The following is a 22,616-nucleotide window of genomic DNA, read 5'->3' as shown; positions in this document are numbered from 1 at the left end:
ATCTGGCGCGTCGCTGTGCCAGAGTGACGCCGTCGAGCGAGGGCGCCGTGCCCTGGGAAGCGGGGGGCGATGCGGTTCACCAACGGGTTCTGGCTGGCGCGTCCCGGCGTCCGGGCGCACTTCGCCCAGGAGGCCTACGAGCTCACCGCGGACGACGGCGCGCTCGTCGTCGTCGCCCCCACCAAGCGCATCGCGAGCCGGGGCGACACGTTGAACCTGCCGGTGCTGACCGTGACGGTCGCCCCGCACCTGCCGGGCGTCATCCGGGTCCGGATCGAGCACCACACCGGAGGCGGGGAGGCGACCCGGTTCGAGGTGGCCGAACCGGTTCCGGGCTCGGCCGAGATCGCCGAGGACGGTTCCGGCGTCGTCCGGAGCGGCCGCCTCACCGCCCGCGTCCGCCGGGGAGCGCCGTGGAGCCTCGAGTTCCTGGACGGCGATCGCCCGCTCACCGGCAGCGGGCACCGATCGGCGGCCTGGATCGATCTCGCACCCGATGCGGAGGTCGACGCGCCTCCGATCGGGCTCGCGCTCGGCCGGTCGTACATCCACGAGCAGCTCGAGCTCGGCGTCGGGACGCACGTGTACGGGCTCGGCGAGCGGTTCGGCCCGTTCGTGAAGAACGGCCAGACGGTCGAGATCTGGAACGCCGACGGCGGGACGTCGAGCGAGCAGGCCTACAAGAACGTGCCGTTCTACCTCACCGACGCCGGCTACGGCGTCTTCGTGAACGAACCGGGCCACGTCTCGTTCGAGGTCGGCTCCGAAGCCGTCGAGCGCGTGCAGTTCTCGGTGCAGGGCGAGTCGCTCGAGTACTTCGTGATCGCCGGTGACACGCCGGCGGCGATCCTCGAGCGGTACACCGCGCTCACCGGGAGGCCGTCCGACGTCCCGGTCTGGAGCTACGGCCCGTGGCTGTCCACGAGCTTCACCACCGCGTACGACGAGGCGACGGTCACCTCCTTCCTCGACGGGATGCGCGACCGCGGCCTGCCCGTGTCGGTCATCCACTTCGACTGCTTCTGGATGCACGAGTTCCAGTGGTCGGACTTCACCTGGGATCCGCGGGTGTTCCCGGATCCGGAGGGCATGCTCCGTCGCCTCCACGAGCGCGGGTTGAAGGTCTCGGTCTGGACCAACCCGTACATCGCCCAGCGGTCCCCCCTGTTCGCCGAGGCGATGGCCGCGGGCCACCTCCTGCGCCGTCCCGACGGATCCGTCTGGCAGTGGGACCTCTGGCAGGCGGGGATGGGCATCGTCGACTTCACGAGCGACGCCGCCGTCGCCTGGTTCCAGGACAAGCTCCGCGTGCTGCTGCGGCAGGGCGTCGACGCGCTGAAGACCGACTTCGGCGAGCGCATCCCCGTCGACGTCGTGCACGCGGACGGCACCGATCCGGAGCGCATGCACAACCTGTACACCGAGCGCTACAACGCGGCCGTGCACCGCGTGCTCGAGGAGGAGCGCCCGGGCGAGGCGGTGCTGTTCGCCCGCTCCGCGACCGCGGGCGGCCAGCGCCACCCGGTGCACTGGGGCGGCGACTCGACGTCGACGTTCGCGTCGATGGCGGAGACGCTGCGGGCCGGCCTCTCCCTTGCCCTGTCGGGGTTCGGGTTCTGGAGCCACGACATCGGCGGCTTCGAGGGGACACCGGACGCGGCCGTCTTCAAGCGCTGGGTGCCCTTCGGGCTGCTGTCGAGCCACAGCCGCTTCCACGGCTCGGACTCCTACCGGGTGCCGTGGCTCTTCGACGAGGACGAGTCCGCGCCCGACTCGGCGGTCGCCGTGACGCGTCGGTTCGCCGAGCTGAAGAACCGCCTGTCGCCGTACGTCGTCGCCGCCGGCCGCGAGGCGGCGGCCACCGGGATGCCGGTGCTGCGCCCGATGGTCCTCGGCTTCCCCGACGACCCGACGGCGCGGACGCTCGACCGGCAGTACCTCTTCGGACCGGATCTCCTGGTCGCACCGGTGTTCCGCGAGGACGGCGACGTCGAGTTCTACCTGCCGGCAGGCGGCTGGACGGGGCTGCTGACCGGCGAGCGGGTCGTCGGCCCGACCTGGCGCCGCGAGCGTCACGGCTTCGATTCGCTGCCGCTCTACGTCCGGGACGGCGCCGTGCTGCCGTTCGCCGAGCGGGCGGACCGTCCGGACACGGACCACCTCGACGGGCTCCTCCTCCGGGTGTTCCCGGGCGCGCCCGCCCGGCACGAGGTCCGGGTCGCCGACGCCGTGTTCGTCGTCGAGACGGACGCCGACGCGGTGACCGCGAGCGGACCCGCCGGCCGGTGGTCGCTGCAGGTCGGATCGCGCACCGAGGTCGCGCGCGACGGCCGCGCCGTGCTCGAGATCCCGCGCGCCGATCCATACTGAGCACCCCGACCCGCACGAACGAGGACGCGATGACGATCAAGGAAGGCGCAGCACGCGCCGCCTCGATCCGCGACGTCGCCCGGGTCGCCGGGGTCTCCCACCAGACGGTCTCGCGCGTCCTGAACAACCACATCAGCATCCGCGACGAGACCAGGGACCGGGTCCTGGCGGCGATGGCGGAGCTCCAGTACCGGCCGAACGCCGCGGCGCGCGCGCTCAGCACGAACCGCTCGAACACCATCGGCGTGCTCAACACCGTCCCCGACCAGTACGGAGCCATCCGCAGCATCCGCGCCATCGAGGACGCGGCCCGCGCCCGCGGTCGACGGGTCACCTCCGCCTCCGTCACCGGCCGGGACGAGCGGACCATCCGCGAGGCCGTCGAGCACCTCCTCGATCAAGACATCGAGGCGCTCGTGGTCGTGGCGCCGCAGGTGCGGGCCTTCGAGCTGATCGCCGAGCTCGCGCCCGAGGTGCCCTACGTGACCCTGCGGTCACGGGCGGAGGAGTCGGCGCCGGACGCCCTCGCGGTCGACGAGATCCAGGGCGCGCGGCTCGCCGTCGCGCACCTGGCGGACCTCGGGCACCGCGACATCCGGCACCTCGCCGGCCCGAAGGACTGGACCGAGGCGGACGCGCGGATGCAGGGCTTCCTGCTCGAGCTGCTCGAGCGGGAGCTGTCCGTGCTGCCGCCCGTGCTCGGCGACTGGACCGCGGACTTCGGGCACAGGGCGGGCCTCGAGCTCCTGCGGCGGCGCGACGCGACGGCGTACTTCTGCGCCAACGACCAGATGGCGCTCGGGCTCCTGCACGCGGCGCGCGACCTGGGGCTCGACGTGCCCGGCGACGTGAGCGTGGTCGGCTACGACGACATCCCCGAGGCGGCCCACCTCTCGCCGCCGCTGACCACGGTGCGCACGGACTTCGCGGACCTCGGCAGGCGCTGCCTCATCGCGCTGGTCGGCGACGACGGGTCGACCCTCGCGGAGCCGCCGGTGCCGCCCCGCCTCATCGTCCGGGAGTCCACCGGTGCACCGCGGCGGTAACGATCGCGCAACAGGGGGCCGCTCCCTCCCGGGACCGGGGTTCACCGGGGGTCTATAGTCCTCGAGGCGATGTGACCGGTCACATGATCGGAACCTGACCCTGACGGCCCGGTGCCCCGGCCGTCGCCGACACCGGCGTCATCGACCGCCCCCGGTGCGGCAGCGCTCTGCGCACACCGGCGAGGCGGCCGAAGGGAAGCGACGTGGCAGCAGCGACCACCCCGGCGATCCTCGAGATGCGCGACATCACGAAGGAGTTCCCCGGCGTCAAGGCGCTCTCCGATGTCAACCTGACCGTCCGGGCCGGCGAGATCCACGCGATCTGCGGCGAGAACGGCGCGGGCAAGTCGACCCTGATGAAGGTGCTCTCCGGCGTCTACCCCTTCGGCACGTACGGGGGCGACATCGTCTACCAGGGCGAGGTCGTGCGGTTCGGCGGCATCAAGCAGTCCGAGGCCGCCGGGATCGTGATCATCCATCAGGAGCTCGCGCTCATCCCCGAGCTCTCGATCACCGAGAACATCTTCCTGGGCAACGAGCCGAGCCGGTTCGGGGTCATCGACTGGACGAGCGCGCAGCTCACCGCGAGGGAGCTGCTCGGGCGGGTCGGGCTCACCGAGGACCCCGACACCCAGATCAAGGCGATCGGCGTCGGCAAGCAGCAGCTGGTCGAGATCGCGAAGGCGCTGAACAAGAACGTCAAGCTGCTGATCCTCGACGAGCCCACCGCGGCCCTGAACGAGGCGGAGTCCCAGCACCTGCTCGACCTCATCGTCGGGCTCAAGCAGCGCGGCGTGACCTCGATCATGATCAGCCACAAGCTGAACGAGATCGAGCAGATCGCCGACACCATCACGATCATCCGCGACGGGCGCACGATCGAGACGCTCGACGTGCGCGCGGGCGGGGTCGACGAGGACCGGATCATCCGCGGCATGGTCGGCCGGTCGCTCGAGAGCCGCTTCCCCGACCGGACCCCGCACATCGGCGACGTGTTCTTCGAGGTGAAGGACTGGACGGTCCAGCACCCGCTCGACCCGAACCGGCTCGTCTGCAAGGGCGAGAACTTCTTCGTCCGCCGCGGGGAGATCGTCGGCTTCGCGGGGCTGATGGGCGCGGGCCGCACGGAGCTCGCGATGAGCATCTTCGGCCACTCCTACGGGACCGTCCTCGACGGGCACGTGTACAAGGACGGCAAGGAGATCAGGACCAACACGGTCAAGCGGGCGATCGACGCCGGGCTCGGCTACGTCAGCGAGGACCGCAAGGCGCTCGGCCTGAACCTGCTCGACACCATCAAGCGCTCCACCGTGGCCGCGGACCTGCAGAAGATCTCCACCGCGGGCGTGGTCGATCCGGTGCAGGAGTACGACGTCGCCGAGCGCTTCCGCAAGCAGCTGCGCACGAAGGCCTCGACCGTCGAGGAGGGGGTGGGCAAGCTCTCGGGCGGCAACCAACAGAAGGTCGTCCTCGCGAAGTGGATGTTCACCGACCCGGACCTGCTGATCCTCGACGAGCCCACGCGCGGCATCGACGTCGGCGCCAAGTTCGAGATCTACGGGATCATCCAGCAGCTCGCCGCGCAGGGGAAGGGCATCATCCTCATCTCCTCCGAGCTGCCCGAGCTGCTCGGCATCTCCGACCGCATCTACACGATCTTCGAGGGCTCGATCACCAACGAGCTGCCCGTCGCCGAAGCGGACCCCGAGACCCTCATGCGCAGCATGACCGCCAACACCAGGAAGGCCTGAGCCACCCCATGAAGACAGTGCAGCGGCTGTTCGGCAGCGCCAACAGCTCCGGCGCCGGCCAGTTCGGGATGATCTTCGCGCTCGTCGCGATCCTCGTCATCTTCTCGATCTGGGACGGGGGGACGACGATCCTGCCGACGAACGTCATCAACGTCTTCCTGCAGTACTCCTACATCCTGATCCTCGCGATCGGCATGGTGCAGGTGATCGTCGCCGGCCACATCGACCTCTCGGTCGGCTCGATCGCGGCGTTCACGGGCATCGTCGTGGCCCAGGCGATGGCGGTCTGGCACTGGGCGCCGCCCGCCGCGATCCTGCTCGGCCTCGTCGTCGGCGCGGTCGCCGGCGCGTGGCAGGGCTTCTGGGTCGCGTTCGTCCGGGTCCCGGCCTTCATCGTGACCCTCGCGGGGCAGCTGATCTTCCGCGGGCTCAACCAGCTCGTCGGCAACTCGAACAGCGTGCCCGTGCCGAACAGCTACCAGTTCATCGGCGCGGGCTTCATCCCGGACTTCGGCCCGAACACCGGCTACAGCAACGGCACCCTGCTCATCGGGCTCGTCGTGATCGTGATCATCGTCTGGCGCGAGCTGCGGGCGCGCCGCCGCCGCGCGAAGATGCAGGCCGACGTGATCCCGGTGTGGGGCAGCGTCGTGCGCATCGTCACGTTCTCCGTGGTGACGGCGATCGTGATCTACGAGTTCGCGGCGGGCCCCGCCGGCACCTCGGTGCCGATCGTCGCCCTCATCCTCGGCGTCCTCGTCCTGCTGTACGGCTTCATCACCCAGAACACGATCCTCGGCCGCCAGATCTACGCGGTCGGCGGCAACTCGGCCGCGGCCGTCCTGTCCGGCGTCTCGGCCCGGCGCGTGAACTTCTTCGTGATGTTCAACATGGCGGTCCTCGCCGCCGTCGCCGGCATGACGTTCATCGCCTACGCGAACGCCTCCGGCCCGCAGGACGGCACGGGCTGGGAGCTCGACGCGATCGCCGCGGTGTTCGTCGGCGGTGCCGCCGTCTCGGGCGGCATCGGCACGGTCAACGCGTCGATCATCGGCGGCCTGGTGATGGCGTTCCTGCAGAACGGCCTGCTCCTGGTCGGCGCCGGCTCGAGCCAGCAGCAGATCATCCGCGGCCTCGTCCTGCTCGCGGCCGTCGGCTTCGACGTCTACTCGAAGACGCAGGGCCGACCCTCCCTGACCGGGCGCCTGCTCGGCGGCCTGCGCATCCCGAAGGAGCCGTCGAAGGCCGGCATGCCCGCCGAGGAGCCCCCGGCGTCGTACCAGGACCAGCCGAAGGTCACCCTCCCCTGAACGTCTGCACGCGTCATGTCCGCCGCGCGCAGCACCGGGACTCACGTCCCATCGATCACACAATCAAGTAAGGCAACTCAATGAAGAAGAAGCTCATCGTCGGCGCCACCGCCGTCGCGCTGACGGCGTTCGCCCTGACGGGCTGCTCGGCTCGCAACTCGTCGCCGGCCGCCTCGGGCTCCGCGGCCTCGATCCCGAAGGGCGCGTCCATCGGCGTCGCTCTGCCGGCCAAGACGAGCCAGAACTGGGTGCTCGCGGGTCAGGACTTCACCGACGCGATCACGAAGGCCGGCTACAAGGCCGACGTGCAGTACGCGCCGGCGTCGAACACGGTGCCCGGCCAGCAGCAGCAGGTCTCGGCCATGGTCACGAAGGGCGACAAGGTCATCGTCATCGGGGCGGCGGACGGCAGCCAGCTCGGCTCGCAGGTCGCGGCGGCCAAGAAGGCCGGCATCACGGTCATCGCCTGGGACCGCCTCATCACCAACACGCCGAACGTCGACTACTACGTCGCGTTCAACAACTACCACGTGGGTGAGCTGCAGGGTCAGGCGCTGCTCGACGGCCTGAAGGCCAAGGGCAAGGCCCCCTACAACGTGGAGCTCTTCGCCGGTTCGCCGGACGACTCCAACGCCAAGATCTTCTTCGACGGCGCGATGAGCGTCCTGCAGCCGAAGATCGACGACGGCACCCTGAAGGTCGTCTCCGGTCAGACCACGTTCGACAAGGTCGACACGCAGGGCTGGCTGCCGCAGAACGCGCAGGCCCGCGCGACCAACCTGCTGACGAAGTACTACTCGAAGACGAGCCTCGACGGCGTCCTCTCCCCGAACGACACCCTGGCGCGCGGCATCCTGACCGCCGTCAAGGCGGCGGGCAAGCCCAACCCGGTCATCACCGGTCAGGACTCGGAGACCGCGTCGATCCCGCTCATCATGAACGGCACGCAGTACTCGACCATCTACAAGGACACCAACGAGGAGGCCCAGGCGGCCGTCGACCTCGTCAAGGACCTCGCCGCGGGCAAGAAGCCGAACACGGTGAACGACCCGAAGCAGAACAACAACGGCCAGAAGGTCGTGCCCGCGATCGAGCTGACCCCGGTCCTCGTGACCAAGGCCAACGCGGTCCAGGCGTACGCCAACAACCCGACCCTCGAGGCGCTCGCCAAGAAGGGCTGAGCCGCAGGGCTCGCACCGAAGCAGGGCCGTCGCCGGATCATCCGGCGGCGGCCCTGCTCGCGTTCCTCGAGCGGTCAGACGGCCGCGATGGTCCAGGTCAGGGTGTGCGCGGCTCCCGGCTCGAGCACCACGAGGTCCGTGCCGGAGTTGAACGCGTCGGGCGGGCACGTCATCGGCTCGACCGCGAGGCCGGCGCGGTCGTACTCCGGTTCGGGCCGGTCGGCGGTGTGCACCTGCACCCACGGCGCGACCGCGTCCCACCGAAGCTCGGCGCCGTGGCCGTCCGCGGCCGTCACCCGCGCCCGGTGCGCCTGCAGTCCGGTGAAGGCGTGATCGATGAAGAGGTCCCCGATCCGCCGCGCCGCCGCGAAGTCGAACGGGCCGCCCTGGACGGGCGCGAGGCCCTGCGGCACGAGTCGTTCCGCGTCCACCTCGAGCACCTGCTCGGCCGCGAGCTCGAGCGTCCAGTCGTCGACGCGCCCGGGACCGCCGACGAGGTAGGGGTGCCCGGAGGCGCCGTACGGCGCACGGTCCGTGCCGATGTTCGTGGTCGTGACCCGCGTCTCGAGGCCGTCCTCGCCGAGCCGGTACTCCACCTCGACGCGCAGGGGGTGCGGGTAGCCGGCCTGGGCGACGATCTCGGTCTCGAGCACGACCGCGCCGCTGCTGCGCGCCACGACGCGGTAATCGTTCCAGCACGCGAGCCCGTGCAGCGCATGCCCCCGATCCGGCTCGGTGAGTGGCAGCTGCTGCGTCACCCCGTCGAAGGCGTAGCGCCCGTCGACGACGCGGTTCGGCCACGGCACGAGCACCGCCCCGCGGTACAGCGGCCGGACCTCGTCCTCCTGGAACGGGACGACGAGATCCCGCCCGTCGTGCCGGAGGGCCCGCAGCGATGCGCCGACCGACGCGATCTCGGCGGCGTACGCGCCGCGGCGGAGGGCGATCGGGGTGCCGCTGACGGGCAGGACCGCGCTCACGCCCCCGCCTCCAGCAGGCGGTCGACCGCCGGCCCGCGGAACTTGCCGCCCGGGTCGACGCGGTGCACCAGGGCGCGGAAGTCCGCGAAGCGCGGGTAGCGCGACGCGACGACCGCCTCCGGCATCGTGTGCACCTTGCCCCAGTGGGGCCGCACCGCGAACGGGTCGAGCGCCGCCTCGATCGCGGGGGTCAGCGCCACGACCGCGTCCGGCTCGTTGCGCCAGGTGAAGTGGATCGCGAGCGAGTCGCGGCCGGTCGCGGGGCTGAGCCACAGGTCGTCGGCCGCGATGGTCCGCAGCTCGGTGATCAGCAGGTGCGGGGCGATGTCGTGCGCGTGCTCCCGGACGGCGGCGAGCGCCGCCGCCGCGTCCTCCCTGGCGACGAAGTACTCGGTCTGGATCTCGTCGCCGTTGCTCGGCGTCGAGTCGATCCGGAAGTGCGGCAGGTGGGCGGACCAGGCGCCGACGATGCCCTGCTGGGTCGTGTTGTCGTCCTCGGACGGCAGGATCTGCGAGTCGTGGCGGGGGTCGCGGAGCGCACCGGCGAGCTCCTCCGGCACCTCCTGGTCCACGTCCGCGAGGCGTCGCTTCACCCACACCTGACCGATCGGGTCGGTCACCCAGTCGGTGAAGACGCTCACGCTGTACGCGGCCGAGGTGATGGCGGGCACGTCCGCGAGCAGGGTGGCCCACGGCAGGCCGCGGTACACGTCCTGCCGGATCAGGTACGAGGGCTCGACGGCGAGCTCGACGCGCACGATCACCCCGAGCAGCCCGAGCGCGACGACCGAGCCGGGGAAGTCCGCGTCGCCGTGGCGGACCCAGCGCAGCTCCCCGTCAGGACCGACGAACTGCAGGCCGCGGACCGCGGTCGACAGGTTCCCGTTCAGGTCGCCGGAGCCGTGCGTGCCGGTCGAGATCGCGCCCGCGACGGAGATGTGCGGCAGCGAGCCCATGTTGTGGAGGGCCCACCCCGCCTCCGTGAGGAACGTCGCGACGGCCGCGTAGCGGGTGCCTGCGCCGACCGTGGCGACGCGGCGTTCCTGGTCGAGCGCGAGGTCCGGGGCGATCTCGGTGGTGGTGACGAGCACGCCCTCGGTGTCCGCGATGTCGTTGAACGAGTGCCGGGTGCCGAGCGCCCGGATGCGCGGGGTGCGCGCGACGAGCCGCTGCACCTCGTCGATCGTCGACGGCGCCTCCACGGCGCTCGCTCCGTACTCGATGGTCCCCGACCAGTTCCGCACCCGAACCTCCTCGTCCGCACCCATCCTGCCCGACGCCGCCGGGGGTTACCGTTGCGCAGACGTCGGAAGGGAGCGCGATGGCCGCGAGCAGCGCAGGGGTCACGGACGACGTGGTCGACGAGGTGGCGCTGACCGGCCTGCTCGAGGAGCTCGACCGCGGCGCCGCGCGCTGGGCCGTCACCCCGCTCGCCGAGCGCGCCGCGCTGCTGCGCCGCACCCACACCGCCGTCGCGGAGCACGCCGCGGACTGGGCGACGACCGCGGCCCGGATCAAGGGACTCGACGCCGACTCGCCGCTCGTCGGCGAGGAGTGGCTGAGCGGGCCGTACGCGGTGCTCACCTCCCTCGCCAGGCTCGCGCGCACGCTCGACGTGCTCGCGGAGGGGCACAGCCCGCTGCGGGGGCTCGGCTTCCACGCGGCGCCCGGCGGCCGCCGCGCGGTCGACGTGATGCCCCTCGACACCACCGAGTCGCTGCTGCTGCACGGCTTCCGCGCCGAGGTCTGGTTCCCGCCGGGCACGACCGACCAGCGCGCGATGCTGACGGCGGGGCTCGGGGCGCTGCGCGTCGGGGAGTCCGGCGGGGTCGGGCTCGTGCTGGGCGCGGGGAACATCACCGCGATCCCGCCGCTCGACGTGCTGTACGGGCTCGTCGCCGGCAACCGGTCCGCGATCCTCAAGCTCAACCCGGTGCTCGCGGACATGGCCGGGCCGTTCGGGGCGGCGCTCGCGCCCCTCGTCGACGCCGGCCTGCTGCGGATCGTGCAGGGCGGGGCGGCGGTCGGCGGCCACCTCGCGCACCATCCGCTGGTCCGGCACGTGCACATCACCGGCAGCGCGGTCAGCCACGACGCGATCGTGTGGGGCGCGGGCGACGAGCCCGCCGAGCGCAAGCGGGCGGGCGCACCGCTGCTCCCGGTGCCGATCAGCAGCGAGCTCGGCGGGGCGTCGCCGATCATCGTGGTGCCGGGGACGTGGACGGAGGCGGAGCTCGCGTTCCAGGCCGAGCACGTCGCGACGATGCGGCTCCACAACGGCGGTTACAACTGCATCGCGGGTCAGGTGCTGCTCGTGTCGGCGGACTGGCCGCAGCGGGAGGCGTTCCTGGGCGCCGTCAGGGCCGCGATGGCCGCGGCACCCCCGCGGCCGGCCTGGTACCCGGGCAGCGCGGACCGGCGGGCCAAGGCGCTCGACACCTACCCGGGCGCCGAACGGCTCGGCCCGGAGGGCGGCCGCGTCCTCGTCGACGTCGGCGGCCCGGACGCCGGAGCCATGGGCTCGACCGAGTGGTTCGCGCCCGTGCTCGGGGTGGTCGACGTCGCGGGCACCGGGCAGGCCTTCCTCGACGAGGCGGTCCGCATCGCGAACGAGGAGCTGGTCGGCACCCCCGGCGCGAACGTCCTCGTCCGCCCGGAGGACCGCAGCGCGCTGGGCGCGGGGTTCGGCCGGGCGATCGCCGCGCTGCGCTACGGCACGATCGCGATCAACGCCTGGACCGGGCTCGGGTTCCTGCTCGCCGCGGCGCCGTGGGGCGCGTTCCCGGGCGGCAGCCTCGCGGACGTGGGCAGCGGCATCGGCGTCGTCCACAACGCGCTGCTCATCGACGGCGCCGAGCGCACCGTCGTGCACGGGCCGTTCCGGCCGTTCCCCGCCTCCGTGCTCGCCGGCGAGCGCGCGCTCTCCCCCAGGCCGCCGTGGTTCGTGACCGCGCGCACCGCGGCGACGACCGGCCGGCTCCTCACGGGCTTCGCCGGCGGCCGCGCGCCGTGGCTGCTCCCGGCGGCGCTCGCCTCCGCGTTCCGCGCCTAGCGTCGGCGGAGGTCCGCTACGCCGGGGAGTGGGCCGCCGGGTCGGCGAGGAGCGGGGCGAACGCGAGCTCCGCTGCGCCGATCAGCATGATCCGGTTGCCGAGCTCGCTCCGCCGGATCTCCACCCGCTCGCCGATGCCCGGCAGGGCGCGCTCCGCGACGAGCTGGTCGAGCCGCGGTCCCGCGACGGCCGCGAGCGCCGAGAGGAAGCCGCCGAGGACCACCCTGGCCGGGTTCAGCACGGTGACCGCGTTCGCGATCGCCGTCGCCAGCACGTCGACCTGCGCGTCGATCTCGCGGAGCACGACCGGGTCGCCGGACTCGATCAGCGCGGTCTCGAGGCCGTCCGCGTCCGCGCCGTCGAGACCGAGCGCGGCCAGGAGCGCCGCGCGCGACACGGCCGACTCGAACGTGCCGCGGACGCCGAGCGTGTCGAGCCGGCCCGCGGAGCTCACGATCAGGTGCCCCAGCTCCCCCGCGTGCCCGGTCGCGCCGACGAGCGGGACCCCGCCCGCCACGATGCCGCCGCCGATGCCGCTCGCGCCGCCGTTCAGGTAGACGAGGTCGCTCACCCGGCGGCCGGCGCCGATGAGCGCCTCCGCGCGCGCCCGGTGCGTGGCGTCGTTCGCGGCCGACAGGGGCACCCCGAGCAGGTCGGCGAACCGGCGCGCGAGCGGCACGTCCCGCCAGCCGAGATGCGGGGCGAGCCGCACGACCCCGTCGGCGGTGCTGACCACCCCGGGGACGGCCAGCCCCGCGCCCACGGGCGCGCGGCCCGGCTCCTGCGCGAGGAGCCGCCGTACCGCCGCCGCCGCTGCGTCCACGGTCTCCTCGACCGTCGGAGCGGCCGCGAACGGGGAGCGGTCGACCGCGAGCACCTCGCCGCCGAGCCGCACGAGCGCGACCGTGACCGCGTCCACCTCCGGGTTGATCGCGATCGCGACCGGCGCCTCCCCCGCGCGCACGACCGGGCTGGGGCGGCCGACCTGCCCCCCGGCGGCCGGCTCGTCCTCGACGACGAGCCCACGCGCGGCGAGGTCCGCCACGAGCGCGCCGACGGTCGAACGGTTCAGGCCGCTGACGCGGGTCAGCTCGCTCCGCGTCGCCGGACCGGCGTGCACGTGCTGGAGGATCAGCGCCAGGTTGCGCCGCCGCTCCGCCCCGCCCGCGCGCGTCGCGGGGTCGAGGGTCGTCACGCCGTCACTCTACGAGGGGCGTGCGGTCGCCCCGACTGCGACGGTCCGGTAACGGTTCATCGGCCACGTCGATCGCCTCTTGAAATCCGCCCGAAAGTTTCGGCACAATGTCCGAAAGTCCACCGGGCCGGTTCACCGTCGGAGCCGCCCACTCGGCCCGTCAAGCCGACCGGCCCGAGGAGCCCGCATGAGCACCACCACCAGCCCCGGCAGGCGGGAGCGCACGACGCTCTCGATGCTGGCCGAGGAGGCGGGCGTGTCGCTGTCCACCATCTCGAAGGTGCTGAACGGGCACGCGGACGTGGCGCCCGCGACGCGGCAGCGGGTCGAGGCCCTGCTCGACGCCCACGAGTACCGCAGGCGCGGCACCGCGGCGAAGGGCTCGACGCTGCTCGAGCTCGTCTTCTCGGACCTCGCGAACCCGTGGGGATCCGAGATCATGATGGGCGTCCAGGAGGTCGCCCATCACGCGGGTATGAGCCTCGTGCTCTCCCCGAGCAGCGAGCGGCACCAGCCCGGCCCAGGCTGGCTCGCGGGCGTGCTCAGACGCCGTCCCGCCGGCGTGCTGCTCGTCTCCACGGAGCCCACGCCGCAGCTCCGTGAGCGCCTCGCCTCGCGCAGCATCCCCTTCGCCGTCATCGATCCCGCCGGGGAGCTGCCGCCCGGCATCGCCTCGGTGGGCTCGACGAACTGGGCCGGCGGGTTCGCCGCGACGCGCCATCTCATCGAGCTCGGGCACACCCGCATCGCCGCCGTCAGCGGGCACGCGCACATGCTGTGCTCGTGGGCGCGGCTCGACGGCTTCCGCTCCGCGATGGGCTCCGCGGGCCTGCCCGTGCGGGAGGACTGGGTGCGGATGGGCGACTTCCTCGTGACCGGCGGCCGAGCGGCGGCCGAGCGGCTGCTCACCTCGGACGACCGCCCGACCGCCGTGTTCGCGGGCAACGACATGCAGGCCCTCGGCGTGATCGAGGTGGCGAGCGAGCTCGGCCTCCGGGTCCCGGAGGACCTCTCGATCGTGGGCTACGACGACACCCAGGTCGCGATGCTCTCGCGGCCGCGGCTCACCACCGTGCACCAGCCGATCCACCGCATGGCGGCGGAGGCGGCGCGCATCGTGCTGCGGCTCGCGGCGGGCGAGTCGGTCGAGCGGCAGCGGCTCGAGCTCGCCACGCATCTCGTCGTCCGCGACAGCACGGCCGCCCCCGCCTGACCACGGTCGACCGATTCGTGACCGAAACGAGATCACGAATCGCGGAAGTTTTCGTTGACATTGCCGTGCGGCACAACAAAACTGACCCCCGCTGCCGACGACGGTTCCGACCGCGGCGGCTGCATAATCGCAGCAGTTCAACGAGGAACGTCGACGCACCGGTCGAGGAAGCCGGGCGTCGGAGAGGACACCGAAGATGGCATCTCTACCGTCCGGATCCGGCTTCACGCGCCGCTCTCTGATCGGCGCCGGCGTCAGCGCCGCCGCAGTCGGCCTGCTGGCCGCCTGCAGCACGGGCGCAGGCAGCGGCGGCAGCGGAGGCAGCGGAGGCGGCAGCACGCTGAAGTTCTGGAACATGCCCTGGGGCCCCCAGGCGTTCCTCACCGAGGACAAGCGCATCGTCGGCGCCTACACCCCGCCCAAGGGCCAGGGCTCGGTCAGCTACCAGCAGATCCAGTGGGCGAACTTCACCCAGACCTTCTCGACCGCGGTCGCGGGCAACACGAACCCGGCCGTCAGCTCCGGCGGCGGCACCACGGCGTTCCTGTTCGAGAAGCAGGGCAAGATCCAGCACCTGGATTCCATGCTCAGCGGCTCCGACTGGACGAGCCTGAAGGCGGACTTCCTGCCGAACCTGCTCGACACCATGAAGACGCCCAACGGCTACGCCGCCGTGCCCTACAACCTGGACATGCGCCTCTTCTGGTACCGCAAGGACCTGCTCGACTCCGTCGGCGCCACGCCTCCGACCACCTGGGACGAGTTCGAGACCGCCTGCAAGAAGCTCAAGACCAAGGGCATCTACGGGTACGGCACGTACTCCGGCGCCGGTGCGTTCACGGGTGGTCACACGCTCGTCGCGCACATGATCAACAACGGTGGCGGCCTGTTCAACGCCAACCAGGAGGTCGACGCGGTCACGGACGCGAACGTCCAGGCGATCGAGTGGGTGCTCGGGCTGGTCCAGAGCGGCTACGTCGACCCGCGCAGCGCGGCCTACACCTCGGCCAACGCCTACACCCAGATGAACGCGAACAAGTTCGGCATGATCTGGGACGGCGCCGGCACCAAGGCGAACGTCAACAAGACCGTGGCCGACAACCTGTTCGTGGGCGACCCGCTGACGGGCCCGTCCGGTCAGAAGGGCGCGCTCTACTTCCCGAACAACATCTTCATCTTCAAGGCGAACAACCCGAGCATCACCGGCTCGGAGGACTTCCTGACCTACTACTACAAGAACATGAAGACGCTGTGGACGAAGCAGACGGGCATCGGCCTGCCGCCGCTCAAGTCCATCGCCACCGCTGCCTACGCGAACGACCCGGCCTCCACGAAGATCATCAACCAGTGGCAGCCGATCTCGAAGACGTGGGGCGCGCCCGGCCAGAACACGGTGTTCTACAACGTCACCAAGGTCGACGGCACGCAGCCGATGATCGCGTTCGCGCAGAGCGTGCTCGGTGGCAGCCTCAAGGGCAAGGCGGGCGCCGTGAAGGCGCTCACCACGCTGCAGAACGCGCTCAAGTCCGCGTGAGCCGCGCGGCTCGTCCGATTCGGATCCGACCCGGGAGGAACGCCTGATGGCGATCGACACCGTCACCGAGCGGGTGCAGCGGGCGAGACGCGGCGTGGGGGTGTCCGGCCGAGGGCCGGGCACCCCCGCACCACGTCGGCGTAGCACCCTCAGCCGTTCGTGGGGCACCCTGCTCGTCTTCGCGATCCCGTCGCTGGCGCTGCTGGTCCTGCTGAACCTGTTCCCCGTCGTCTACGCGTTCCTGCAGTCGCTGCAGGACGGGACGCCGTCCACGTTGCCGTGGGAGGCCGCGTTCGTCGGGCTGAGCAACTACGTCAACGTGCTCACGCAGCCGGGCTCGGGCTTCTGGCAGAGCGCCGGCTTCACGGTCGTGTTCACGATCAGCCGCGTGTTCGGCTCCTGGATCGTGGGCCTCCTGCTCGCGCTCCTGCTGCGCACGAGGATCCCCGGCAACGCCGTGTTCAAGGTGCTGCTGCTGCTGCCGTGGATCGTGCCGGTCGTGGTGTCGTCCACCGCGTGGAACTGGCTCATCGCGACGCCGCAGAGCCCGGTGCCGATCATCTTCTCCTGGATCGGCATCCAGAACGCGAACTTCCTGGTCGACCCGACCTTGGCGCAGATCGTCGTCTGCGTGTTCAAGGTCTGGATCAGCTTCCCGTTCATGATGATGATGATGTCCTCGGCGCTCGCGTCGGTGGACGTCAACGTCTACGAGGCGGCGAAGATGGACGGTGCGTCCTCGTGGCAGACGTTCACGGGCATCACGCTGCCGATCATCTCGAGGTCGACGTACATCAGCTGGATCCTGATGACGATCTTCTGCGTGAACGACTTCCCGACGATCTTCCTGCTGACCCAGGGCGGCCCGATCAACGCGACCACCTCGCTGATCGTGCTCGCGTACCAGGACGCGTTCCAGAACCTGCAGACCGGCCCGGGCACCGCGATCGCGTTCATCATGACGTTCGTGCTCGTGATCGTGTCCGTCGTGCTGTACCGGCAGATCAAGAAGGTGAACATCGAATGACCCAGACCATCGCCGCCGCGGGCGCCACCTCGGCGACCCTCGGCGAGGTCAAGCGCCGTACCGCACGGACGGACCCGAAGCGCGGCCAGTGGTGGCGCTTCCTGCTGATCGTCGTGATCACCGCCCTGGTGATCGCACCGATCATCGCCGTGCTGATCCTGTCCACGCAGCCCAGCCAGTCGACCCAGGGCGCGTCGTCGTTCACATTCGCGAACTTCAGCTACGTGTTCGCGCAGACCGGGGTGATCGGCTGGCTCGTGAACAGCCTGATCGTCGCGCTCGCGACGGTCATCGTCGCGGTCGCGGTCGCGGCACCGGCCGGCTACGTGCTGTCCCGGGTGCGGAACCGCCTCGTGTCCGGCTACTCGCTGATCCTGTTCGTGATCCAGTCGCTGCCGGTGGTGACGTCGGTCATCCCGCTGTTCATCACCTTCTCGGTGCTGGGGCTGAACAACTCGCTCGTCGCCGTCGCGATCATCTACATCGGGTCGACCATGTCGGTCGCGATCTGGATGATGGCGGCGTACTTCGACTCCATCCCGATCTCCCTCGAGGAGGCGGCGTGGATGGACGGCGCGAGCGTCTTCGGCAGCTTCCGGAGGATCGTCCTCCGGAACTCCCTGCCGGGCATCCTGTCGACCGCGATCTTCTCGTTCCTGCTCGCCTGGAACGATTACCTGATCGCGCTCATCTTCCTGCAGGACGAGCGGGTCTACACCCTGCCGAAGGGTCTCGAGACCTTCTTCCAGCAGAACGCGGTGGACTGGGGTCCGGTCATGGCGGTCGCCGTCGTGATGATGATCCCGCCGGTGATCGTGTTCGCCTTCCTGAACCGGTACTTCAGCGTCGGCGGCATCGGCGGTTCGCTCGCCGGCCGCTAGGACCGCGGATCCGGAACACCCTCGCGGATCCGGAGATACCCGACGACACGCCGGCCAGGACACGGTCCCAGCGGGGTGTCGCCCAGGATCTCCGGATCCGCGCACGTGTGAGAGGCAGAAGATGAGCACGCTCAGCGCTGCGGTCGACCGGATCCTGCCGGCCGTCGACGGCGTCCCCGCCGGCTGGGCCGGCGGCGTGGCCCAGTACCTCGAGACCGCCGGTCGCGATCTCGACTGGGCGCGGGACGCCCTGGACCGTCTGGTGTCGCGACTCGGGTCCGGGTTCGAGTCCCTCCAGGACCGCGAGCAGGACGCCGCGCTCCTCGCGCTCTCCGACGAGGCGCCGGAGGAGGTCGCCGCGCTCGTCCGCGTCGCGTTCGAGGGCTACTACGCGGCTCGCCCCGGCGCGCAGCCGGCAGGGCTCGCGGCGGTCGGCTTCCAGACGGTGCCGGAGGGCGTCGTGCCCGTCGAGCCGGAGCCGCTGCCCCGGATCCGCAGCGCGGACGTCGCGCGCTCCTACGACGCGGTCGTCGTCGGGTCGGGCCCTGGCGGCGGGGTCGCCGCGGCGCTGCTGGCGGAGGCGGGCAAGCACGTGCTGCTCGTGGAGCGCGCACCGGCCCGCTCGAACACCGACCTGCGCGGCGACCACCTGCACGGCAAGCGCAATGCGGTCTACGACCCGTCCGCCGGCCCTGGCCCCGGCCACCCGCGCGAGCTGCGCCTCCAGGACGGCGGCCGCCTCTCGATCGACGGCACGGGCGACGCGTGGCTGTACGGCCTGAACGCGATGACGCTCGGCGGCGGCACCCGGCTCTGGCAGGGCATGGCGTGGCGCTTCCTGCCGGAGGACTTCCGGATGCGCACGCTGCACGGGCAGCCGGAGGACGCGAGCCTGCCCGACTGGCCCGTCGACTACGACGACATGGAGCCCTACTACTCCCGCGCGGAGCAGGAGCTCGGCGTCGCAGGCGAGGAGGGCGCGCTCACCGCGCGGACCCGTCGCACCGCGCGCTACCCGATGCCGGCGATGGGCTCGGAGCCGGCTCGCGAGCTGCTCGGCCGGGCCGCGGACGCGCTCGGCTGGGGCTGGGGGCCGATCCCCCTCGCGATCAACAGCGTGCCCCACGCCGGCCGGGCCGCCTGCGTGCGCTGCCCCCAGTGCTGCGGCCACGCGTGCCCCGTCGACGCGAAGAACGGCTCGCACAACACGTTCGTGCCCCGGGCGCTCGCGACCGGGCGGTGCGACCTGCTGCAGGACGCGGAGGTGATCGAGGTCCGGGACGGCGCCGACCGCGCCGGGGTCACGATCATGGCCGACGCCTCCGGCGACCCGGTCGAGCTCACCGTGGACGCGGAGGTGGTCGTGGTCTCGGCCGGTGCGGTCGAGACCCCTCGCCTGCTGCTCGCGTCCGGGATCGGCAACGGATCGATGGGCCGCTGGCTGCACGACCACCGCTTCGTGACGGTGCTCGGGCGGGTCGACTCCCCCGTGAAGCCCTACATCGGGCCGGGGCACTCCGTCGCGACGCTCGACCACGTGCACGGCGACACGATCCCGTGGGGCGGCGGCGTGCTCGTCGACCTGATGAGCCTCCTGCCGCTCACCTCCGCGATGCACCCCGAGCCGGGCGTCCCCGCCTGGGGCGCCGGGCACTCCCGCTGGATGCGGGACGGCCGCCGGTTCGGGTTCGGCGTGTTCGGGATGGGGCAGGAGATCCCCCACGCGGGCTCCGGGGTCCGGCTCGAGCGCCGGCTCAAGGACCGCTGGGGCAAGCCCGTCGCCTCCCTCGCCAAGTTCGCGCATCCCGCTTCCCTCGAGATCGAGGAGGGGATGGCCGTGCAGGGCGCGCGATGGCTGGAGGCGGCGGGTGCCAGGAACGTGCACCGGCAGCTCGGCACCGCGACCGCCTCCGCCGCCGGCGAGCACTCGTGCGGCACCGCGCGGATGGGCGTCGACCCGGCCGAGAGCGCGACGGACCCGTACGGCCGCCCGTGGGGCAGCAGGCGGATCGTGGTGTGCGACTCGTCGCTGCACCCGACCAACGGCAGCGTCAACCCGACGCTGACGATCGTGGCGAACGCCCTGCGCGTCGCCGAGCACCTGGTGGCGTCGTGGCCGGCGACCACCGCAGGAAGGACCGCATGACCACCCGATCGGCCCTCATCGTCCGCGGCGGCTGGGACGGGCACATGCCCGTCGAGACCACCGACTCGTTCGTCCCGTTCCTCGAGCAGCACGGCTTCTCCGTGCGGATCGAGGAGTCCAACGACGTCTACGCGGACGCCGACACCATGGCGGCGACCGACCTCGTCGTGCAGGTCGTGACGATGTCCACCATCGAGAAGGAGCCGCTCGCGGGCCTCATCGCGGCCGTGCGCGCCGGCACCGGGATGGTCGGCTGGCACGGCGGCATCGCGGACTCGTACCGGAACAGCGCCGACTACCTCCAGCTCATCGGCGGCCAGTTCGCGCACCACGCCTCCGTCAACCCGCCGGAGCAGGCGACCGGCGAGCAGGCCGACAACTACGAGCACTACACGGTGAACATCACCGACCTGGGCCGCAGCCACCCCATCACCGAGGGGATCGAGGACTTCGAGCTCACGACCGAGCAGTACTGGGTGCTGTCGGACGAGTACAACCAGGTCCTCGCGACCACCACGCAGGCGAAGCGCGACTGGGACGCCTGGGACCGCCCGGTCACCTTCCCCGCCGTGTGGACGCGGCAGTGGGGCGAGGGCCGCATCGTCGTCTCGACACCGGGCCACCGGCTCGAGATCGTCCAGGACCCGAACGTCCGTCGGATCATCGAACGCGGGCTGCTGTGGGCGGCGCGGAGGCCGTTAGGCCTCCGCGGACAAGAAGAGGAAGGAGACGCGCGATGACGCGCCCTGTCACCCTGTTCACCGGCCAGTGGGCCGATCTGCCGTTCGAGGAGGTGGCGCGGATGGCGGGCGAGTGGGGCTACGACGGCCTCGAGATCGCCTGCTGGGGCGACCACCTCGACGTCGTCCGCGCGGCCGAGGACCCCGCCTACGTCGCGGAGAAGAAGGCGGTCCTCGAGAAGAACGGCCTGCAGTGCTGGACGATCTCGAACCACCTGCTCGGGCAGGCGGTGTGCGACTCCCCCATCGACGAGCGGCACCGCGACATCCTGTCCGACCGCGTGTGGGGCGACGGGGACCCGGAGGGCGTGCGGCAGCGCGCGCAGGCCGAGATGATCACGACCGCGAAGGCCGCGAAGGCGATGGGCGTCACGACGGTCACCGGCTTCACCGGTTCCTCCATCTGGCACGCGGTCGCGATGTTCCCGCCCGCCTCCGACGCGTTCGTGCAGCGCGGGTTCGACGACTTCGTCACGCGGTGGACGCCGATCCTCGACGCCTTCCAGGAGCAGGGTGTGCGCTTCGCGCTCGAGCCGCACCCCTCCGAGATCGCCTACGACTACTGGACCTGCAAGCGGGCGCTGGAGGCGATCGACCACCCGGCGTTCGGCTTCAACTTCGACCCGTCGCACTTCGTGTGGCAGCAGCTCGACCCGTCGATGTTCCTCCAGGACTTCGCGGAGCGGATCTTCCACGTGCACTGCAAGGAGTCGGTCACGCACCTCGACGGGCGCAACGGGCGCCTCTCCTCCCACCTCCCGTGGGCCGACCCGCGGCGCGGCTGGGACTTCGTCTCGGTCGGGCACGGCGAGGTGCCGTGGGAGCGGATCTTCCGCACCCTGAACGCGATCGGCTACGCCGGCCCGACCTCGGTCGAGTGGGAGGACGCCGGCATGGAGCGCACGCAGGGCGCACCGGAGGCGCTCGAGATCGTGCGGAAGCTCAACGCCATCCAGCCGCCCGCGGCCGCCTTCGACGCCGCCTTCTCCACGAAGCAGGAGTCATGACCGAGACGCTGAACGTGGCCGTCGCCGGCTACGCCTTCATGGGCCGCATCCACACGGCGGGCTGGGCGCAGGCCGCCAAGTTCTTCGGCACCCCCGCGCGCGTGACCCACGTGATCGGACGGAACCGCGCCAAGACGCAGGAGTTCGCGGACGCGTTCGGGATCCCGAACGTGCTCACCGACTGGCGGGACGCGGTCACCGACCCGGACATCCACATCGTGGACGTCTGCACGCCCGGCGACAGCCACGTGGACATCGCGATCGGTGCGCTCGAGGCGGGCAAGCACGTGCTCTGCGAGAAGCCGCTGGCGAACTCCGTCGAGGGCGCCGAGCGCATGGTCGCCGCCGCCGAGGCGGCGGCGCGACGCGGCGTCCGGTCGATGGTCGGGTTCTCCTACCGTCGTACGCCTGCGCTCGCCTACGCCCGGCAGCTCGTGCAGGAGGGCCGGATCGGCGACATCCGGCACATCCGCGCGAACTACCTGCAGGACTGGATCGCGGATCCCGAGTTCCCGCTCGTGTGGCGGCTCGACAAGGACGCGGCGGGATCCGGTGCGCTCGGCGACATCGGGGCGCACATCATCGATCTCGCGACGTTCCTGACCGGACACCGCCTCACGGGGCTGACCGGGCTCACCGAGACCTTCGTGAAGACGCGGCCGAAGCTCGCCGAGCTGACGGGCGGCCTGACCGCGAAGGCGTCGGAGGAGCGCGGCGAGGTGACCGTGGACGACGCGGCGGTCTGGGTCGGCCGGACCGACGGCGGCGCGCTCGCGACGCTCGAGGCGACCCGGTTCGCGGTCGGCAGGAAGAACGCGCTCCGGATCGAGCTGAACGGTTCGAAGGGCTCGCTCGCGTTCGACTTCGAGCGGATGAACGAGCTCGAGTTCCTCGACGCCTCGCTGCCCGCGACGGAGAACGGCTTCCGCCGCATCCTCGTCACCGAGCCCGAGCACCCGTATGCGGGCGCCTGGTGGCCGGCAGGGCACGGCCTCGGCTACGAGCACGCCTTCACCCACGAGGTGAAGGACTTCGTCGACGACGTCGTCGCGGGCCGCGACCCCGAGCCCTCCTTCGCGGACGGCCTCGCGGTGCAGCGCGTCCTCGCAGCCGTCGAGGCCTCAGGAGGCAACTGGGTCGACCTCCGACCCTGACTGCATTTCGAAGGGGTTTCTGCGGGCCT

The 22,616-nt window shown here is 71.6% G+C and carries 17 protein-coding genes; 14 read left to right on the top strand and 3 right to left on the bottom strand.

Features of this window, described 5'->3' with window-relative positions:
- Positions 1–69: 69 nt before the first annotated feature.
- From yicI to ACTHLI_RS06555, 5 genes are all read left to right on the top strand, one after another.
- Entirely contained in the window at positions 70–2,370 is a 2,301-nt protein-coding gene (gene yicI / locus ACTHLI_RS06575; protein WP_440182343.1) for an alpha-xylosidase, read from the top strand.
- A 29-nt stretch (positions 2,371–2,399) separates the two neighbouring features.
- Positions 2,400–3,416 (top strand): LacI family DNA-binding transcriptional regulator, encoded by a 1,017-nt coding sequence (locus ACTHLI_RS06570; protein ID WP_440182342.1) that lies wholly within the window; start codon positions 2,400–2,402, stop codon positions 3,414–3,416.
- 236 nt (positions 3,417–3,652) lie between these two features.
- The gene (gene mmsA, locus ACTHLI_RS06565; RefSeq protein WP_440182396.1) at positions 3,653–5,167 is read left to right on the top strand and encodes a multiple monosaccharide ABC transporter ATP-binding protein; all 1,515 of its coding nucleotides are present in this window, start codon (positions 3,653–3,655) and stop codon (positions 5,165–5,167) included.
- A gap of 8 nt (positions 5,168–5,175) precedes the next feature.
- The gene (locus ACTHLI_RS06560) at positions 5,176–6,477 is read left to right on the top strand and encodes an ABC transporter permease subunit (RefSeq protein WP_440182341.1); all 1,302 of its coding nucleotides are present in this window, start codon (positions 5,176–5,178) and stop codon (positions 6,475–6,477) included.
- An 80-nt stretch (positions 6,478–6,557) separates the two neighbouring features.
- Positions 6,558–7,658: a substrate-binding domain-containing protein gene (locus ACTHLI_RS06555; RefSeq protein ID WP_440182340.1), complete on the top strand. Its 1,101-nt coding sequence runs from the start codon at positions 6,558–6,560 to the stop codon at positions 7,656–7,658.
- Positions 7,659–7,732: 74 nt separating this feature from the next.
- On the opposite strand, the gene ACTHLI_RS06550 is transcribed toward ACTHLI_RS06555, so the two are convergent.
- Both ACTHLI_RS06550 and ACTHLI_RS06545 read right to left on the bottom strand, forming a co-directional pair.
- Complete coding sequence (locus ACTHLI_RS06550; protein ID WP_440182339.1) at positions 7,733–8,638, bottom strand: aldose 1-epimerase family protein; 906 nt, start codon at positions 8,636–8,638, stop codon at positions 7,733–7,735.
- A complete protein-coding gene (locus ACTHLI_RS06545) occupies positions 8,635–9,882 on the bottom strand; it encodes an FAD-binding protein (protein ID WP_440182338.1) in 1,248 nt (415 codons plus the stop codon). The genes ACTHLI_RS06550 and ACTHLI_RS06545 overlap by 4 nt, the downstream gene beginning before the upstream one ends.
- Positions 9,883–9,959: 77 nt before the next feature.
- Here ACTHLI_RS06545 and ACTHLI_RS06540 point away from each other — a divergent pair, with 77 nt between their 5' ends.
- Positions 9,960–11,690: an aldehyde dehydrogenase family protein gene (locus ACTHLI_RS06540; protein ID WP_440182337.1), complete on the top strand. Its 1,731-nt coding sequence runs from the start codon at positions 9,960–9,962 to the stop codon at positions 11,688–11,690.
- 16 nt (positions 11,691–11,706) lie between these two features.
- Here the strand turns inward: ACTHLI_RS06540 and ACTHLI_RS06535 are convergent, their stop codons facing one another.
- On the bottom strand, positions 11,707–12,885 hold the full coding sequence (locus ACTHLI_RS06535) for an ROK family protein (RefSeq protein WP_440182336.1): 1,179 nt from the start codon (positions 12,883–12,885) through the stop codon (positions 11,707–11,709).
- Between the two features lie 187 nt (positions 12,886–13,072).
- Between ACTHLI_RS06535 and ACTHLI_RS06530 the strand changes: the two genes are divergently transcribed.
- The 8 genes from ACTHLI_RS06530 (at position 13,073) to ACTHLI_RS06495 (ending at position 22,587) form a co-directional block, all read left to right on the top strand.
- Positions 13,073–14,098 (top strand): LacI family DNA-binding transcriptional regulator, encoded by a 1,026-nt coding sequence (locus ACTHLI_RS06530; RefSeq protein WP_440182335.1) that lies wholly within the window; start codon positions 13,073–13,075, stop codon positions 14,096–14,098.
- A gap of 196 nt (positions 14,099–14,294) precedes the next feature.
- Entirely contained in the window at positions 14,295–15,632 is a 1,338-nt protein-coding gene (locus ACTHLI_RS06525; RefSeq protein WP_440182334.1) for an ABC transporter substrate-binding protein, read from the top strand.
- A gap of 46 nt (positions 15,633–15,678) precedes the next feature.
- Complete coding sequence (locus ACTHLI_RS06520; protein ID WP_440182333.1) at positions 15,679–16,659, top strand: carbohydrate ABC transporter permease; 981 nt, start codon at positions 15,679–15,681, stop codon at positions 16,657–16,659.
- The gene (locus tag ACTHLI_RS06515; RefSeq protein ID WP_440182332.1) at positions 16,656–17,540 is read left to right on the top strand and encodes a carbohydrate ABC transporter permease; all 885 of its coding nucleotides are present in this window, start codon (positions 16,656–16,658) and stop codon (positions 17,538–17,540) included. Before ACTHLI_RS06520 ends, ACTHLI_RS06515 begins: the two co-directional genes overlap by 4 nt.
- Positions 17,541–17,661: 121 nt before the next feature.
- The gene (locus ACTHLI_RS06510; protein ID WP_440182331.1) at positions 17,662–19,686 is read left to right on the top strand and encodes a GMC oxidoreductase; all 2,025 of its coding nucleotides are present in this window, start codon (positions 17,662–17,664) and stop codon (positions 19,684–19,686) included.
- Positions 19,683–20,426 (top strand): ThuA domain-containing protein, encoded by a 744-nt coding sequence (locus ACTHLI_RS06505; protein ID WP_440182330.1) that lies wholly within the window; start codon positions 19,683–19,685, stop codon positions 20,424–20,426. Before ACTHLI_RS06510 ends, ACTHLI_RS06505 begins: the two co-directional genes overlap by 4 nt.
- Positions 20,423–21,433 carry a sugar phosphate isomerase/epimerase family protein gene (locus tag ACTHLI_RS06500; protein WP_440182329.1) on the top strand — a complete coding sequence of 337 codons (1,011 nt, stop codon included), beginning with the start codon at positions 20,423–20,425 and terminating at the stop codon, positions 21,431–21,433. The genes ACTHLI_RS06505 and ACTHLI_RS06500 overlap by 4 nt, the downstream gene beginning before the upstream one ends.
- A complete protein-coding gene (locus ACTHLI_RS06495) occupies positions 21,430–22,587 on the top strand; it encodes a Gfo/Idh/MocA family protein (RefSeq protein WP_440182328.1) in 1,158 nt (385 codons plus the stop codon). Before ACTHLI_RS06500 ends, ACTHLI_RS06495 begins: the two co-directional genes overlap by 4 nt.
- The last annotated feature ends 29 nt before the right edge of the window (positions 22,588–22,616 follow it).

It is taken from the genome of Amnibacterium sp. (assembly GCF_051956055.1).
Classification (GTDB): domain Bacteria; phylum Actinomycetota; class Actinomycetes; order Actinomycetales; family Microbacteriaceae; genus Amnibacterium.
The sequence above is the reverse complement of the archived record's forward strand: the minus strand, read 5'-3'. Positions and strand labels throughout refer to the sequence as shown.

Excerpts from the sequence above, each read along its gene's own strand:
- ACTHLI_RS06515 (WP_440182332.1), top strand. The coding sequence starts at position 16,656 with ATGACCCAGACCATCGCCGCCGCGGGCGCCACCTCGGCGACCCTCGGC.
- ACTHLI_RS06525 (WP_440182334.1), top strand. The coding sequence starts at position 14,295 with ATGGCATCTCTACCGTCCGGATCCGGCTTCACGCGCCGCTCTCTGATC.
- ACTHLI_RS06570 (WP_440182342.1), top strand. The coding sequence starts at position 2,400 with ATGACGATCAAGGAAGGCGCAGCACGCGCCGCCTCGATCCGCGACGTC.
- yicI (WP_440182343.1), top strand. The coding sequence starts at position 70 with ATGCGGTTCACCAACGGGTTCTGGCTGGCGCGTCCCGGCGTCCGGGCG.
- ACTHLI_RS06560 (WP_440182341.1), top strand. The coding sequence starts at position 5,176 with ATGAAGACAGTGCAGCGGCTGTTCGGCAGCGCCAACAGCTCCGGCGCC.
- ACTHLI_RS06510 (WP_440182331.1), top strand. The coding sequence starts at position 17,662 with ATGAGCACGCTCAGCGCTGCGGTCGACCGGATCCTGCCGGCCGTCGAC.
- mmsA (WP_440182396.1), top strand. The coding sequence starts at position 3,653 with ATGCGCGACATCACGAAGGAGTTCCCCGGCGTCAAGGCGCTCTCCGAT.
- ACTHLI_RS06495 (WP_440182328.1), top strand. The coding sequence starts at position 21,430 with ATGACCGAGACGCTGAACGTGGCCGTCGCCGGCTACGCCTTCATGGGC.
- ACTHLI_RS06540 (WP_440182337.1), top strand. The coding sequence starts at position 9,960 with ATGGCCGCGAGCAGCGCAGGGGTCACGGACGACGTGGTCGACGAGGTG.
- ACTHLI_RS06555 (WP_440182340.1), top strand. The coding sequence starts at position 6,558 with ATGAAGAAGAAGCTCATCGTCGGCGCCACCGCCGTCGCGCTGACGGCG.
- ACTHLI_RS06505 (WP_440182330.1), top strand. The coding sequence starts at position 19,683 with ATGACCACCCGATCGGCCCTCATCGTCCGCGGCGGCTGGGACGGGCAC.
- ACTHLI_RS06530 (WP_440182335.1), top strand. The coding sequence starts at position 13,073 with ATGAGCACCACCACCAGCCCCGGCAGGCGGGAGCGCACGACGCTCTCG.
- ACTHLI_RS06500 (WP_440182329.1), top strand. The coding sequence starts at position 20,423 with ATGACGCGCCCTGTCACCCTGTTCACCGGCCAGTGGGCCGATCTGCCG.
- ACTHLI_RS06520 (WP_440182333.1), top strand. The coding sequence starts at position 15,679 with ATGGCGATCGACACCGTCACCGAGCGGGTGCAGCGGGCGAGACGCGGC.